At 56.4% G+C, this 16393-nt stretch carries 12 protein-coding genes; 5 read left to right on the plus strand and 7 right to left on the minus strand.

Annotated elements, in window-relative coordinates:
* The first annotated feature begins 75 nt into the window (after nt 1–75).
* Nucleotides 76–1086: a type I glyceraldehyde-3-phosphate dehydrogenase gene (gene gap, locus IP581_RS12915; RefSeq protein ID WP_086874179.1), complete on the plus strand. Its 1011-nt coding sequence runs from the start codon at nt 76–78 to the stop codon at nt 1084–1086.
* Nucleotides 1087–1118: 32 nt separating this feature from the next.
* On the opposite strand, the gene IP581_RS12920 is transcribed toward gap, so the two are convergent.
* A complete protein-coding gene (locus tag IP581_RS12920; protein WP_097399635.1) occupies nt 1119–1481 on the minus strand; it encodes a MerR family transcriptional regulator in 363 nt (120 codons plus the stop codon).
* An 85-nt stretch (nt 1482–1566) separates the two neighbouring features.
* Between IP581_RS12920 and IP581_RS12925 the strand changes: the two genes are divergently transcribed.
* Nucleotides 1567–2451 (plus strand): alpha/beta fold hydrolase, encoded by an 885-nt coding sequence (locus IP581_RS12925; protein WP_193820560.1) that lies wholly within the window; start codon nt 1567–1569, stop codon nt 2449–2451.
* A 37-nt stretch (nt 2452–2488) separates the two neighbouring features.
* On the opposite strand, the gene adhP is transcribed toward IP581_RS12925, so the two are convergent.
* Nucleotides 2489–3520 (minus strand): alcohol dehydrogenase AdhP, encoded by a 1032-nt coding sequence (gene adhP, locus IP581_RS12930; RefSeq protein WP_016495704.1) that lies wholly within the window; start codon nt 3518–3520, stop codon nt 2489–2491.
* Between the two features lie 27 nt (nt 3521–3547).
* The gene (gene exaC, locus IP581_RS12935; RefSeq protein WP_086874175.1) at nt 3548–5068 is read right to left on the minus strand and encodes an acetaldehyde dehydrogenase ExaC; all 1521 of its coding nucleotides are present in this window, start codon (nt 5066–5068) and stop codon (nt 3548–3550) included.
* Nucleotides 5069–5342: 274 nt separating this feature from the next.
* Here exaC and IP581_RS12940 point away from each other — a divergent pair, with 274 nt between their 5' ends.
* The gene (locus IP581_RS12940) at nt 5343–7097 is read left to right on the plus strand and encodes a sigma-54-dependent Fis family transcriptional regulator (RefSeq protein ID WP_097399633.1); all 1755 of its coding nucleotides are present in this window, start codon (nt 5343–5345) and stop codon (nt 7095–7097) included.
* A 95-nt stretch (nt 7098–7192) separates the two neighbouring features.
* On the opposite strand, the gene mqo is transcribed toward IP581_RS12940, so the two are convergent.
* A complete protein-coding gene (gene mqo, locus IP581_RS12945; protein ID WP_193820561.1) occupies nt 7193–8848 on the minus strand; it encodes a malate dehydrogenase (quinone) in 1656 nt (551 codons plus the stop codon).
* 267 nt (nt 8849–9115) lie between these two features.
* Entirely contained in the window at nt 9116–10030 is a 915-nt protein-coding gene (locus IP581_RS12950; RefSeq protein ID WP_193820562.1) for an N-acetylmuramic acid 6-phosphate etherase, read from the minus strand.
* Nucleotides 10031–10203: 173 nt separating this feature from the next.
* Between IP581_RS12950 and IP581_RS12955 the strand changes: the two genes are divergently transcribed.
* Both IP581_RS12955 and dcuR read left to right on the plus strand, forming a co-directional pair.
* Nucleotides 10204–11817 carry a sensor histidine kinase gene (locus tag IP581_RS12955; RefSeq protein ID WP_193820563.1) on the plus strand — a complete coding sequence of 538 codons (1614 nt, stop codon included), beginning with the start codon at nt 10204–10206 and terminating at the stop codon, nt 11815–11817.
* On the plus strand, nt 11814–12533 hold the full coding sequence (dcuR, locus tag IP581_RS12960; protein WP_086874170.1) for a two-component system response regulator DcuR: 720 nt from the start codon (nt 11814–11816) through the stop codon (nt 12531–12533). The genes IP581_RS12955 and dcuR overlap by 4 nt, the downstream gene beginning before the upstream one ends.
* Here the strand turns inward: dcuR and IP581_RS12965 are convergent.
* Together IP581_RS12965 and IP581_RS12970 are read right to left on the minus strand one after the other, a co-directional pair.
* A complete protein-coding gene (locus IP581_RS12965; RefSeq protein ID WP_193820564.1) occupies nt 12514–13476 on the minus strand; it encodes an FAD:protein FMN transferase in 963 nt (320 codons plus the stop codon). The two genes, dcuR and IP581_RS12965, sit on opposite strands and share 20 nt — an antisense overlap.
* 66 nt (nt 13477–13542) lie before the next feature.
* Nucleotides 13543–16323 (minus strand): flavocytochrome c, encoded by a 2781-nt coding sequence (locus IP581_RS12970; RefSeq protein WP_086874168.1) that lies wholly within the window; start codon nt 16321–16323, stop codon nt 13543–13545.
* Between the last annotated feature and the right edge of the window lie 70 nt (nt 16324–16393).

The raw sequence follows: 16393 nt of genomic DNA on the forward strand, positions 1-16393 counted from the left end.
TTTTTTGTCGTTTACGCCAAACCGCGACCGGCCTACAGTAACTGCAGTTAGTTACCGCACAGGAAGGAGTCAATTATGGTTAAGGTCGGCATTAATGGTTTTGGCAGAATTGGACGCAACGTGTTACGCGCGGCGCTGGGCAACGCAGAGATTCAGATCGTGGCGATTAACGATCTGACGGACAGCAAAACCCTCGCCCATCTGCTGAAACATGATTCTTTGCTCGGCACCCTGCCCGTTCCGGTAGAAGCGGGTGAAGGCCAGTTGTTCGTCGATGGCAAAGCGGTGCGCGTGTTCAGCGAACGCGATCCGGGCAACATTCCGTGGCGTGACGTTGGCGTGGAAGTGGTGATTGAAGCCACCGGTTTCTTCACCGAACGCGACAAAGCCGAAGTGCATATCAGCCGCGGCGGTGCAAAACGGGTGATTATCTCCGCGCCCGGAAAAAATGATGATTTAACCATCGTGTTGGGCGTCAATGACCGTGAATACGATCCGCAGCGCCATTTCGTGGTCAGCAACGGCAGTTGTACCACCAACGGCCTCGCCCCTGCCGCGCAGGTGTTGCATCAACGTTTCGGCATCGAGCATGGCCTGATGAATACCACCCATGCCTACACCAACAGCCAGGCGCTGCATGACCAGCCGGAAAAAGATCTGCGCGGTGCGCGTGCCGCGGCGCTGTCGATTGTGCCTTACTCCAGCGGTGCGGCGAAAGCGCTCGGCAAAGTGATACCGGAACTCGACGGGCGGCTGACCGGTTACTCCCTGCGCGTACCGGTTCCGGTGGTGTCGATTGTTGACCTGACGGTAACACTGAAGCGTGATGTGACGGCTGAAGAGGTGAATGCCGCATTCCGCGAAGCCGCCAGCGCAGGCCCGCTGCAGGGTATTCTCGGTTACAGCGATGAACCGCTGGTTTCCAGCGATTACCAGGGCGATCCGCGCTCATCCATCATCGACGGTTTATCAACCCTGGTGATTGGCGGCAATCTGGTGAAAATCCTCGCCTGGTATGACAACGAGTGGGGGTTCTCGAATCGTCTGGTTGAGCTGGCTGTACGTATGGCTCAGCGCGGTTTGTAACGGGCGACACGCCTTCACTCTACGACGACGCCTCAGGGCGTCGTTTTTTGTTCTGTCTCGGCCAACGCGGCAGCCAGCTGCGCGCGGCGGCGTTCAAGGGTAGCGATTTGCGCCTCAATCGTCGCCAGCCGTTCACGCTGCAACGCGCGCGTTTGCGGGCACATCCTCGCCCCTTCTTCATTGCGCATGCAGGCAGGAAAAGCGGCAATTTCAGCAATGCTAAAACCTGTGGCGATTAACTGCTGGATTTGCCTCACCTGCCCGAGCGCCTGCGGCGGAAAGTAGCGATAACCGTTGCAGGCACGCGTGCTGCACAGCAGACCGTGGCGATCGTAATGGCGAATGGCGCGCACGCTGATGCCCGTTTGTCGGGCGAGTTCGCCAATTGATAACATCCTCTTCCTCCCGGTAAATGGCTTGACTCTGACACCAGTGTCAGGGTTGAGGATAGCGGCGTACATTCATCTGGAGGAACATTTTATGCTGTTATCCCCTGGTCGTTACCTCGCCATTTTGTTATTCAGCTTTTCCGCCTCGCTGTTTGCCAGCGACAGGCAGTACACCGCCACCTCGGCGGACGGTGTGCAACTGGCGATACAAGAGTCCGGCTCGCCGCAAGGTAAACCGATTATCTTTATTCACGGGTTATTAGGCAGCCACCTGAACTGGGAAAAACAGCGTCAGGACCCGGCTTTGCAACGTTTTCGCTTAATCAGTTTTGATTTGCGCGGCCATGGTCTGTCGGCAAAACCGACACAGGCAGAGGCCTACCGTGAGGGAAGCCGCTGGGCAGAAGATGTCGCCGCCGTGATTGCCGCAAGCCATGCAAAAAAACCACTGCTGGTCGGCTGGTCGCTGGGTGGTGCGGTGATCAGTCACTATCTGGCGGACGCCGGTGATAAGGCGCTTTCCGGCGCGTTGTATGTCGATGCCGTGGTGGAATTAACGCCCGATCAGATCCCGGCGCATCCACACGTGTATAAGACGATGACCTCGGCGGATTTAACCACCCATCTGGATGGCGAGCGCGAGTTTCTGCGGCTCTGCTTCTACCGGCAGCCTGATACAGTTACCTTCGCGCGCCTGCAAGCCAATGCGGCGATGGCCTCCTGGGAGATGCAACGCGCCGTGCCGTCGATGAAAGTTGAGCTTGAGCAAGGGTTGGGAAAAGCGACAATCCCGGTACGCTTTATCTACGGCAAACACGATCGGCTGGTAAATCCGCAGACGTCGCTGGCGCGGGCCAGAAGCGTGAATCCCCGGATTAGCGCGGTGTGGTTTGACCATTCGGGGCACGCCCCGTTCCTTGAAGAGCCAGCCCGTTTTAACCAGCAACTGGCAGATTTTGCGGATTCTCTGCCCTGAAACACAAAACGGGGCATCGCTGCCCCGTTTTATGGTGTTACTTCGACATATCAACCACGATCCTGCCGGTGATTTTCCCGGCGCGCATCCGCTCAAAGATGCTGTTGATATTCTCCAGCGGCTCCACGGCGATTTCCGCATGCACTTTGTTACGCCCGGCGAAATCCAGCGCTTCCTGCAGATCTTTACGCGTGCCGACAATCGAACCGCGCACCGTGGTGCCATCAAGCACCATGTCAAAAATCGACAGATCGAATTTCCCCGGTGGTAAGCCGTTAAGCACCATGGTGCCGCCACGGCGCATCATGGTTGTTGCCTGTTCAAACGCTTTTGGCGATACCGCTGTTACCAGCACGCCGTGCGCACCGCCAAACTCGCTATGGAAACGCGTGCCCGGATCTTCCTGTCGCGCATTGACCACTACCGAGGCACCGAGACGGCGGGCGAACGCCAGCTTGTCATCATCAATATCGACCGCCGCCACGTTCATGCCCATCGCCACCGCGTACTGAATCGCCAGATGTCCCAGACCGCCGATACCCGACACCACGACCCACTCTCCGGCGCGCGCTTCGGTCATTTTCAGACCTTTATAGACCGTCACCCCGGCGCAGAGGATTGGCGCGATACTCTGAAAATCGACGTTATCCGGCAAAATCCCGACATAGCTGGCATCGGCCAGGCAATATTCGGCAAACGTACCGTTCACCGAATAACCGGAGTTTTGCTGCGAGTGGCACAGGGTTTCCCAGCCGCCAAGACAGTGTTCACAGTGACCACAGGCCGAGTAGAGCCACGGCACACCGACACGATCGCCCTCTTTCACATGCTTCACACCCGGCCCGACCGCCACCACATGGCCGACACCTTCGTGGCCCGGGATAAACGGCGGGTTCGGTTTAATCGGCCAGTCGCCATCAGCGGCGTGTAAATCCGTGTGACACACGCCGGTCGCTTCAATTTTGACAAGGATTTTGCCCGGTTCAACCGCCGGCACCATTACCTCTTCAATCACCAGCGGCTGACCAAAGGCTTTCACCACTGCGGCTTTCATGGTTTTCAGTTGCATATTATCGCCTCATCCTGATGTAGATAATTAATACAGCCCCAGCGGCGAACCGCTGTAACTCACCAGCAGGTTTTTGATCTGCTGATAGTGGCTCAGCGCCAGTTTGTGGGTTTCACGCCCGACGCCTGAGTTTTTGTAACCGCCAAACGCCGCATGTGCCGGGTAGAGGTGGTAACAGTTTGTCCATACGCGACCCGCTTTAATGCCGCGTCCCATGCGCCATGCGCGGTTGATATCCAGCGTCCACACCCCGGCGCCAAGGCCAAACTCGGTGTCGTTGGCGATACGCAGCGCTTCGGCTTCATCTTTAAAGGTGGTGATGCCCAGCACCGGCCCAAAAATCTCTTCCTGGAAGCAGCGCATCCCGTTATGGCCTTTAATTAACGTCGGCTGGATATAGAAGCCATTTTGCAGCCCGTCGCCGTGTTCAACATGGGCTCCGCCGGTAATGATTTCGCCGCCTTCGTCGCGGGCAATCGAGATATAAGAGAGGATTTTGTCGTACTGCTCTTGAGACGCCTGCGCGCCAATCATGGTGTCGGTGTCAAACGGGTCGCCTTTGCGGATATTTTCCATGCGGGCAATGACCTTTTCGACAAACTGCGGATAAATCGACTCCTGTACCAGCACGCGCGACGGGCAGGTGCAGACTTCGCCCTGGTTGAAGAACCCGAGCACCACGCCTTCCACCGCTTTATCAATAAAACCTTCATCACCGTTCATCACATCTTCAAAGTAGATATTCGGTGATTTTCCGCCGAGCTCAACGGTGCTGGGGATGATGTTCTCCGCCGCGCACGAGAGGATATGGCGGCCAATCGGCGTAGAGCCGGTAAAGGCGATTTTTTCGATGCGTTTGCTGCGTGCCAGCGGTTCACCGGCCTCCGTACCAAAACCGTGCACCACATTCAGCACCCCTTTTGGCAACAAATCGCCAATCAGTTCCATCAACACGCAGATGCCAAGCGGCGTCTGTTCAGCCGGTTTCAGCACCACGCAGTTGCCCGCCGCCAGCGCCGGAGCCAGTTTCCATGCCGCCATCAGCAGCGGGAAGTTCCACGGGATGATCTGCCCGACCACGCCCAGCGGTTCATAGATGTGGTAGGCCACCGTATTGCTGTCGATCTCTGCCGCAGTCCCTTCCTGCGCGCGGATACAACCGGCGAAATAACGGAAGTGATCAACAGCCAGCGGCAAATCCGCGCCCATGGTTTCGCGGATCGGTTTTCCGTTATCCCAGGTTTCTGTTAACGCCAGCATTTCCAGGTTGGCTTCAATGCGATCAGCGATCGCCAGCAGCACATTGGCGCGATCCTGCACGCTGGTTTTTCCCCAGGCGTCGGCGGCAGCATGCGCTGCGTCGAGAGCCTTCTCAATATCCGCCGCGTCTGAGCGCGGGAATTCGGCAATCACCTGTCCGGTGACCGGCGAGGTGTTGGTAAACCAACGCCCTTCCACCGGGTCAACAAATTCACCGCCAATATAGTTGCCATAACGCTGTTTGAAAGAGACTTTCGCGCCAGCAAGGCCAGGGTGGACATATTTCATAAGATGTTCCTCTTTTATTATCGGTACAGGTGAGGCGTCGCGCACCGTGGCGGACACTGTGACATAAGCAGTTCTTATGCCAGATCTTAGAAAACACTCCGACACAGCTTTGTTTATGCTGATAAAACAAGGGGATAAATGAAATTCGGGCTTTTGCCGGAATGAAATGACACAAAAAAGCGCGCTACGGGGTGCGGGAAGTGTGTCGCACGTCGCTACATACGGGACACTGTTATGCTACACAAATGTAACATCTCATTTAATGGAGAGTCACATGCCGCCACGCGCCTTGTCCCTCGCTCCTGCCGGGTTGCCCTGCCTGCTTGAAAACTCCTGGCAGCGTAGTCTCAGCTACGGGTTGACCCGCGATGATGACGCCCAGCCCTGGGTGGCGACATCCATGCTGAAAGATGCCCGTGCGGAAAACGGTTGGGTCAACCATCTGGCCGCTCCGCTACTGGCGCGGCTGCGCCCGCAGCTTGCCAGTCATCCGTCGATCATGGTGCTTTCCGACGCTACCGGTCTGGTGCTGGAGACCCACGGCAACCGCGACTTTCTGCAAAAAGCGCAGCGCTATGCGCTGGCACCCGGCAACCTGTGGGGCGAACACGCGCGCGGCACCAACGCAATAGGCACAGCGCTGGCATTGCAGCGCCATTGTGAAGTCTCCGGCGGCGAACATTATCTCAGCCGCAATGCAGGTTTGTTTTGCTCGGCGTCCCCCGTCTTTCGACCGGACGGACAAATTGCCGGGGTGTTAGATCTCTCAACACCCGCCCAGGCACCGCGCCGCGATGCCGCTGCGCTGATCCGTCGCGCTGTATGCCAAATAGAACATGAGTGGGCCACCAGCGCGCTTGGCGCTGACCGCTGGCTGCTGAGTTTGCATCACGACCCGTCGGTGCTCGGCAGTGCGCAGGAGTTGTTGCTGATTTTTGCCGATCAGACATTGCTCGGTGCCAACAAACTGGCGATGGATGAGTTTTCGCTGACGCCGCAGCACTTTGGCGAACTCGCTTTGCAAACGCTCTTCCCGGAGGCCAGTTTGCAGGCTGGCGAAACCACGCTCGCCGCCAGCAATACCCGGCGCTACTACGCACGTCAGACGCTACCCGCGCGGCGCTATATCGGGCGCGGCGCAGCATTCGTCAAGGATCAACTGGCGAAGGAAAAAGAGAAAGCGCTGCGCATTGTGAATGCCGGGATTGCCTTGTGCGTCACCGGTGAAACCGGCAGCGGAAAAGAGTATCTGGCGCGCGAGTTATATGCCCGCAGCCAGTGGCGGACGGGAAATTTCGTCGCTATCAACTGCGCGGCGCTCCCGGAGCATTTGATTGAGTCCGAGCTGTTCGGCTATGTTCCCGGCGCATTTACGGGCGCAAGCCCGAAAGGGTATATCGGTAAGTGCCGGGAAGCCGATGGTGGTGTGCTATTCCTTGATGAAATTGGCGATATGCCGCTGGCGCTGCAAACCCGCCTGCTGCGCGTGTTGCAGGAGAAGAAAGTGACGCCGCTTGGCGCAAATAACGTGTATGACGTCAATTTCACGCTGATTTGCGCTACCCATCAGGATCTCGCCGCCCGGGTACAGGCCGGGACATTCCGCGAAGATCTGCTGTACCGCATTCAGGAGTTTCATCTGCGCATTCCCCCCTTGCGCGAATGGCAAAATGTTGATGGGTTTATCCGGAAACTGTGGCAGGAGCTGGGCGCAGCCAGCCGCGGCCTTACCCTGAGTGACGAGGTGATAGCCACGCTGGCGGGTCGCCCGTGGCCGGGAAATGTGCGCCAGTTACTCAGCCAGTTGCGGGTATTGATGGCGCTGGCGGAAGACGGCGATTGCATTACGCTTGCGGATTTACCGGCCGAGATAGCCACCACGCGACAGCCCGTGGTTGCGCTAACGCCGAAGGATGAGCAGAGTGCGATTGACGAAGCGCAGGGCAATATGAGTCTGGCCGCAAAAAAACTGGGGATATCGCGCAGCACCCTTTATCGGCGGCTGGAGAAACGGCAAATCAGCAGTTGAATGCGTGACGGGTTAACAACGGGTTTTAACCTGGGCGGGAACCGCCGCAGACCGGGAGAGAAAAAGGGCGCACCACGGTGCGCCCTTTTTCCTGCTTACAGCGCCATATCGTGCTGCGCAGAGGCTTCGCTTTTCGCTTCTGCCGGTTTGCCAGCCGGGGCGTTTTTCTGATCGTTCATCTCAATCACCGGCGGTTTCGCCAGTTGCAGCGTGGCGGCCGTGTCATCCCATACTTTCTGGGTCAGCGCCACATTTCCATTCATCTGCTGGCCGTAGCTCGGCACGATGTCGCGGATTTTGCTCTGCCACTGCGGCGAGTTGAACTGCTCCGGGAACATCTTCTTCAGCACATTCAGGGTGATTGGCGCAGCCGTCGACGCGCCCGGCGATGCGCCAAGCAGCGCAGAGATGGTTTTCTGCTGATCGACCACCACTTCGGTGCCCAGCTTCAGCACGCCGCCTTTGTCTTCATCTTTCTTGATGATCTGTACACGCTGGCCGGCCTGGATCAGTTTCCAGTCCTCTTTACGCGCCTGCGGATAGTACTCTTTCAGCGCTTCAAAGCGGTCTTCATCACTCAGCATCACCTGACCAATCAGGTATTTCACCAGGTCGAAATTATCGAGCCCTACATGGGTCATCGGCATAAAGTTGCTGGTGGTGGTGGTGCTCAGCAGGTCGAAGAAGGAGCCGTTTTTCAGGAACTTGGTGGAAAACGTCGCGAACGGCCCAAACAGCACCACGCGTTTGCCATCAATATAACGGGCATCAATGTGCGGCACGGACATCGGCGGCGCGCCAACGGAAGCCTGGCCATAGACTTTTTGCAGGTGCTGGCTGGTGATCGCCGGGTTTTCCGTCATCAGGAAGGAGCCGCCAACCGGGAAGCCTGCATAGTTATCCGCTTCCGGGATGCCGGTTTTTTGCAGCAGCTTCAGCGCCCCGCCACCGGCACCGATAAAGACATATTTCGCATCGATGGCGTGCTCGTTGCCGCTGTTTACGTCTTTGATGGTGACATGCCAGGAGTTATCGGCATTGCGTTTGAAATCGGTCACTTCGGAAGAGGTTTGCAGGGAGAAGTTGCTGCTTTTTTTCAGGCTGCCAACCAGCTGACGGGTAATTTCACCGTAGTTAACATCGGTGCCGACCGGCGTCCAGGTGGCGGCGACTTTCTGGTTCGGGTCGCGCCCTTCCATCACCAGCGGTGCCCACTGTTTAATTTGTTGGTGGTCGGTGGAGAATTTCATGCCCTGGAATAAGGTCGTTTGCTGCAACGCGGCATAACGTTTTGCCAGATAATCAACATTATCGCCCCAGACAAAACTCATGTGCGGCGTGGAATTAATAAACGCGTGCGGATTATTCAAAATACCGCGCTTCACCTGTGCCGACCAGAACTGGCGGGAAATCATAAATTGCTCATTAATTTCCAGCGCTTTGCTGACATCAATAGAGCCGTCCGCACGCTGCGGCGTATAGTTCAGTTCCATATTTGCCGAGTGACCGGTACCGGCATTATTCCAGCCGTTAGAAGACTCGAGCGCCACGCCATCGAGTTTTTCCACCATCACTTGTTTCCACTCCGGCTGCAGCTCTTGCAGCCAGGTGCCCAGAGAGGCGCTCATGATGCCGCCGCCAATCAGCAGGAAGTCCGTTTTTTGCGTCTCTTCCGCATACGCACCGGTCACGGAACTGACGAGTAACGCGACGGCGCTCAGCGAGATAATTGTCTTTTTCATTGCAGGCATAATTATAAGGTTACATAGCAGGTGTGATTTGTGAAAACATATATTAACTCACTTTTACGTTAATTTAAAATATCATTCACAAATCAGCTAAACGGCGGAAATATTATTTATCTGCTTTTTTAAATTAAAAAAAGCAGTGACGTATTTTGTGTGGAATTAATTTCGGTGGGATTTATTTTAAAGCAGAGAAATATCAAACAACTCCAGGAAAATTAATTGAAAATAAAAAAGCCCGCCAGACGAGTGCCTGCGGGCTTATTTTGTTATTCAGACGTCAGCAAGATGCGTTTTCGCCTCCTGTATGGCGATTCGCAGATGATCGTTATTCTCCGTTAACAGATCGCGCGCGCGCCAGGCATCGAGGCCGGTCAGCACCATGAGTATCGCCGTACGGCAGTGATGGTCGCAGCTTGCCAGCGCGCTTTTCGCTTGCTCGCGTGAGCACTGCGTTGCCGCCATCACCAGCGTGATTTGCCGCTCTGCCCAGTGCGTACTGGTCGCCTGCACATCCACCCGCAGGTTGCTGTAAACACGCCCGGTACGGATAGCAAGACCGGTTGCCAGCATAGTGAGGATTTGCTGCTGGGCAAGCCGCGCTTTCGGTTCGCTAAAGCCACTCACCACTTCCGCGCCGCTGTCCGGTGCCAGCACGATATCCGCCAACCGGGCGGCTTCGCTATCGTGGCCCCGACAAACCAGCGCGATACGCGCGCCGAGGGACCAGGCGTAACGCAGCGCACCGCACGTCCACGGCGTTTTACCACTGACCGACAGCGCCACCAGCATATCGTCATGGCTAAAGTTGATGGCCTGTAAATCGGCGACGCCGCGTTCATAATTTGCCGCCGTCGCGTCACGCTCTTGCGCGTTAGCATGGATGCCACCGGCCAACAAACCGATAACACCGTGACGCGTATCGGGAGCAAACCCTTGCGCGGTTTGTACCGCCGCCTGCCCGGAAGCAGCCGCGCCGATAATCACCACCCTGCCGGCGCGATTCAGCGTCGCGCTGGCGTTATCCACCAGCCGGGCGATCTCCGGCAAACAGGCGCTTACCGCGTCGGTAACCTGTTTATCTTCCTCATTGATGAGCGTCAGCATATCCAGCGTGGCGAGCCGGTCGATGTCGGTCGTGCGGCGGTTGCGACGTTCCACTAGTGAACCGTTTGGCTTACTGCTCATACCTTGCTCCTTCTGAATGGTTCCACACTCACTATAAGGTTATTTATCTGCCTTACCTGCGAATGAGGTCACGCTTCACGGCTACGCTACACATTATGTGCGCTTAACGGCGCTTTAAGATTTTTACGCCTTCAGTGATAATAACTATCTTGATGTGAATAATTGGGTTTGGCATGAAAGAGTTAGCGCAGCGGGTAAAGCCACGCAAACGCCCTATGAAACTCAGTACCACCGTGACGCTCATGATATGCAGCGTTATCGGTTCGGTGTTGCTGCTGGCCTTTGCCCTGTGGTTCTGGCAAATCAGTAATGCCACGCGCGATGGCGTAAAAGAGACGGCGCTGGCCGTTGCGCGCACGCTGGCTGATTCGCCTGAAATCAAGCGCGGGTTATTGTTGCCGCCCGACAGCAACGTGATCCAGCCGCTGACGCAAGCGGTCGCGGCCCGCAACGATCTGCTGTATGCCATCGTCACCAATATGCACGGCATCCGTTATTCGCACCCGAACGCCGGGATCATCGGGCAACACTTTATTGGCGAGGATCTTAATCCGGCGCTGAAAGGCAAAGAGAATGTCGCGGTGAACCGCGGCGTGCTGGCACCGGCATTACGCGTTTTTACGCCGGTCTATAACGACGCCAGTCAGCAAATTGGCGTGGTCGTTGTCGGTATTTCGTTGAGCAAAGTTGATCAGCAAGTCAACCGCAGCCGCTGGGCGGTGATGTGGACGCTGCTGTTCAGCGCGCTGGTCGGCTCACTCGGCACCTGGCAACTGGTGCGCGTGCTGAAACGTATTCTGCTTGGCCTTGAGCCGCACGAAATTTCGGCGCAGTTCAAGCAGCGCCAGGCAATGTTGCAGTCGCTCAAAGAAGGGGTGATTGCCGTTGATGCTGACGGGCGCGTAACCTTGCTTAACCATGCCGCACGGCAGATGCTGCTGACTAACGCACCGGACGGTGCCGCCGGGCACGGGCCACTGCTCGCCGACCTGCTCGAAGTGCTGGAAACCGGGGAACCTACCCATGACCGCGAGCTCGGTTGCAACGGTCTGCTGTTGCTCAGCAACACGGTGCCGGTGCGCAGCCAGGGCGTGGTGATTGGCGCTATCAGCACGTTTCGCGATAAAACCGAAGTGAGCCAGTTGCTCCAGCGGCTGGACGGGATGGTGAATTATGTTGATGCGTTGCGCACCACGTCCCACGAATTTATGAACAAGCTGCATGTTATTCTCGGCCTGTTAAACATGAAAAGTTATGACAAGCTTGAAGAGTATGTGCTGCAAACCGCGCAGAATTATCAAACCGATATTGGCGCTATTCAGCACCGGGTTAAATCCCCGGTGGTGGCGGGTTTTCTGTTAGGTAAAATCAACCGGGCGAAAGAGCGCGGTTTTACGCTGACGCTGGCAGATGAGAGCCTGGTGCCGGATAACCCCAATGAGAAGCAAGTTACCGTGCTGGTGACGGTGCTGGGAAATCTTATCGAAAATGCGCTTGATGCCATGAATAATCAGCCGGAAGGCGAAGTGGGTATTCTGCTGCATTATCAGGATGGCTGGCTGACTGGCGAAGTGAGCGATGATGGTCCGGGCATTGCGCCGGGCAATATCGACGCCATTTTCCGTAAAGGATTCTCAACGAAAGGTGATAACCGGGGCGTTGGGCTGTTTCTTGCCAGCCAGCAACTTACCGAACTTGGTGGCACAATCACCGTCGAGTCTGAACCCGGTGTTTTTACCCAATTTTTTGTCCATCTCCCCTGGGATAGTGAAAGGAAGAACGCGTGATAAATGTATTAATTGTTGACGATGATGCCATGGTCGCCGAGCTGAACCGCATGTATGTGGCGCAGATCGCCGGCTTTCAGTGCTGCGGCACGGCGTCGACGCTGCGCCAGGCCGAGGAGATGATTAACGATCCACAACGGGATATCGATCTGGTGCTGCTGGATGTCTATATGCAGCAGGACAGCGGGCTGGATCTGCTGCCGATCATTCGCGCCAGCGGCCGGGCGATTGATGTCATTATGATCACCTCCTCCGCCGATGCGGCAACCATTCAGACTTCGCTGCACTATGGCGTGGTGGATTATCTGATCAAGCCCTTCCAGTTCCCGCGTTTTGAAGAGGCGCTGACTGGCTGGCGCGAAAAGCGCAAGCTGATGAGCGCACACCCTTATTATGAGCAGTCCGATGTCGACCGCCTGTTACACGGTGGCGCGCCGGAAGCCGCAGACACGCGCCGTCTGCCAAAAGGGTTAACCGCGCAGACATTGCGCACCATTTGCCAGTGGATTGACGCCCATCCGGGCATTGAGTTTTCCACCGATGAACTGGCGAATGCCGTGAACATATCGCGCGTGTCGTGCCGTAAATACCTGATTTGGCTTGCGCAAATCAATATTCTCTATACCACCATTCACTACGGCGCGACCGGTCGCCCGGTGTATCGCTACCAGTTAATTGCCGATCAATACAGCTTGCTTAAGCAGTACAGTCAGTGATCCGGTAACTGTCGTCGCACGGCGTAAAGCGGAACTGACGCTGTGAAGAGAGGATAATGTCGCGGTTTTTGGTGACGAAAATCGCTTCAATATCCTCGCGCTGTTTCAGCAGTGCACAGCCTTTTTCCACACCGAGACCGAAGATAAGCGTGGTCCAGATATCACCGTCGAGCGAATCGCGGGAAATGATCGTCACGCTGTCGAGTTCGTTATCCAGCGGGTAACCACTGCGCGGGTCAAGAATATGGTGCCAGCGTTTGCCATCCTGTTCGAAATAGCGCTCGTAAGTGCCGGATGTCACCACCGATTGATTCACTACTTCAATTGACCCCACCAGGGCATCACTGGACGAGAACGGTTTTTTAAGCCCGATTGACCAGCTACCTTGCGGCGTGTCCAGGGTTTGAACATTTCCCCCAAGGTTAATCAGCCCGTCGCGCACATCCTGCTGATGCAAGTAATCCCGCACCCGATCGGCGATAAAGCCTTTGGCAATCGCGCCAAGATCGATCTCCATCCCCGGCTGGGTAAGAAACACGCTGGTGTCGGCATCATTCAGCACCACATCCTGCGGATGGGTAATGTGCAGCCGCGCCGCTATCTCGTCGGCTGGCGGTACGCGGTCGCCTTTAAAACCGATACGCCACAGCTTCACCAGCGGGCCAATCGCCAGGTTAAAGGCGCTGTCCTGCACCATGCTCGCGGCCTTGGCACATTTAATCAGTTCATACACCGGGCGGCTGACCGCCACCGGATGCTGCCCCGCCGCGTGGTTGATATCCATCACCTGCGAATGGGCGCGGTTTACTGTCAGAAGATCTTCGTAACGTTTGATAAGGCCAAAAACGCGGGAGGCGAGCGCCGGGTTATCGGCAAAGAGTTTCAGCAGAATGGGAGAGCCCATCAGGGTTGCAGAGTAGCTCCAGACACGGTTATCGGACATCGCACTCTCCTCATGGGCTAAATTGAACAGGCCTGCGCAGTGGCAGGCCTGAAGTGTAGCACGTGGTTAAGCGCGTTTGGCGCGCATTGCAGCCTGGTGTCCCGCCAGTGAGCCGAAGATAATGATATCGGCCACCGCGTTGCCGCCGATACGGTTGCCGCCATGCAGGCCGCCAACCACTTCACCGGCGGCATAAGCGCCTGGGATAACCTGGTTTTGCGTGTTCAACACTTCGGTTTCAGTGTTGATGGTCACGCCGCCCATGGTGTGGTGCACACCCGGCGCAATCTGGATGGCGTGGAACGGGCCTTCGTTGATCGGCGCCCGCAGCGCGGTGGTGCGACCAAAGTCTTCATCGTGCTGTTTTTCCACAAAGCCGTTGTAGCGCTCAAGCGTCGCCAGGAAAGTGTGGTAATCGATACCCAGTTTTTCCGCCAGTTCGCGCGGTGAGCTGGCGCTGGTGACCAGACCACGCGCGATATACTCGTCTGCCGCTTTGTTTTTCGCTCTGACATGCTCATCAAACACAATGTAAGCGTAATGTTCCGGCAGCGCGATGATGGCCGCCGAGACTTTATCGCGGGTCGACATTTCGTTGAAGAAGCGCTTACCCTGCTGGCTGACGAGGATAGCACCGCCGCCGCGAATCGATTCGGAAATCAGGTACGAGGTGTTCTGCTCAACGGTCGGGTGGATCTGAATTTCGCCCATATCCACCGTGCCCGCGCCAATACGTTCCAGCAGTGCAATACCGCCCCCGGTCGCGCCTTTATGGTTGGTGGTCACAAACCCGTCCAGATCCGGGCGGTATTTCACCACCATTGCGCTGTTGGCGCTGAAACCACCGGTCGCCACAATCACGCTTTTCGCTTCAACGATCATGCTTTCCTGCTCTTCGGTCAGCAGGCGCACACCGCGCACTTCACCGTGTTCGAACAGAATGTCGTCGACTGAAGTATCAAGCATCACATCAATGCCGCGTTTGGTGACGTTACGCACCAGGCCGCTAATCAGATAGCCACCGACTGCCGATCCGTCGCGCGGGCGGTGCGTACGGTCAATGCTCATCCCGCCGGTGGTAGTAATGTCGTTAAGCATAATGCCGCGACGAGCCAGCCATTCGATGGCTTCCGGCGCATTTTCCACAAAGCGACGCAGCAGCGCCGGGTTGTTTTTGTTACCGCCACCTTTCAGGGTTTCCGCGTAGAACAACTCTTTGCTGTCCTGAATGCCTTTCACGCGCTGGAAGCGGGTTTCGGCGGCGTTCATCCCCGCAGAGGCTTTAATGGTGTTACCGCCGATGGTCGGCATTTTTTCGACAATCAGCACGCTCGCACCTTCGTCGTGGGCCTGAATTGCCGCCGCCAGACCCGCGCCGCCGCTACCGACAACCACAACGTCATAGCGTTTGGCTTCCTGAGTGTCACTACCCTCTTCTGCCGCCAGCGCTTTGCTGGATTTCACCATCGCTTTTGACACCGCTTTTTTCACCGCTTCGCTCTGGCTGGTGGCGCCAGAAATCGCGTCAACGTGCGGGCTGTTCGCCGTCAGGATGCGGCCACGGATCTCTTCAAAACTGCTGGTGAATTCAACGCTATCAACGGTACTTGAGGCGAGTTCAATGTCGACGATGCGGTCCGTGTCGAGGCTGACATTGATAACCAGTTCGTTGGCGTCGTCCTGAACCGTTTCAGCAAAAAGACCTGGCTTAAATTTCGATGCGCCCATGCTCATGTCGCGGATCATCGCTTCGACCAGAGAGAAGCGCCACAGCGGTTCCGGGATATTCAGCGCTTCACGCTGGGTGCTATCAATGAACAGCTCCAGGTTTTCACCGTTAGCAATACGCGCCGTCCAGTCCGGGTACGCGATGCACGCACGGCCTACCGCAATCAGGTCATAGCCGTGATCCAGCCCCTGCTCAGCGTCGGCGGCGTTAACCACACCGCCAACACCCATCACCGGCACTTGCGCCAGCGTAGCGGAACGCATGGCACAATATTTTTTAATCAGCGGCGTCGGATCGCTGGTGTCGTTAATGGAAGGACGCAGCGCCGCACCCAGCGAAAAGTGCAGGTAATCAACACCGCGCGCCGCCAGTTTTTCCAGCAGGAACATGGTGTCATCGAAACGGATGCCGGGCACTTCCAGCTCTTCCGGCGAGAAGCGGTAACCGATAATAAAGGCATCGTCGGCGTACTGGCGCGCCATTTTATGGGTGATGTCCAGTACGGCCAGCGGGAACTTCGCGCGATTGTCGCGGCTGCCGCCCCACTCATCATCGCGCTGGTTGGAGTTTGGCGAGAAGAATTGCTGAATCAGATAGGTATTGGCACCGTGAATTTCAACACCGTCGAAACCGGCCTGAATGGCGCGGCGCACGGCTTCACCAAATTTACCGATCATCCCTTCCACTTCAGCGGTAGTCAGCGCTACCGGGGTTGCCGCGCCATCACGCGGAGCGGCAATAGCGCTCGGACCAACCGGAGTACGGCCGCCAATCAGTTTCGGTTCGACCATGCGGCCGCCGTGGTAAATCTGCAAAATCGCTTTCGAGCCTTCGGATTTAATCGCCGAGGCAATTTTCGCCAGACCGGCGATTTTTTCGTCGTTATCAATACCAATCGCACCCGGAAATGCCAGGCCGAGATCATCGATAAAACAACATTCAACAATAATGGTGCCGATACTTCCGGCGCGGGCGCGATAATATTCCACCAGTTCACTGCTGACAGTGCCGTCAAAATAACCTGTGCAGGTGGTCATTGGCGCCATTAACAAACGGTTTTTCAGTTCTGCGCCATTCGGCAAGGTAAACGGGCTGAGGATGCGTTCGTTGCTGGTCATAATTAAACTCCAAATCTAAAAATTAAAAACTTTGAATTCGGTGACGGATTTATTTTTCGTTCTGTTTATT

The sequence above is a fragment of the Kosakonia pseudosacchari genome (assembly GCF_015167415.1).
Lineage (GTDB): Bacteria > Pseudomonadota > Gammaproteobacteria > Enterobacterales > Enterobacteriaceae > Kosakonia > Kosakonia pseudosacchari.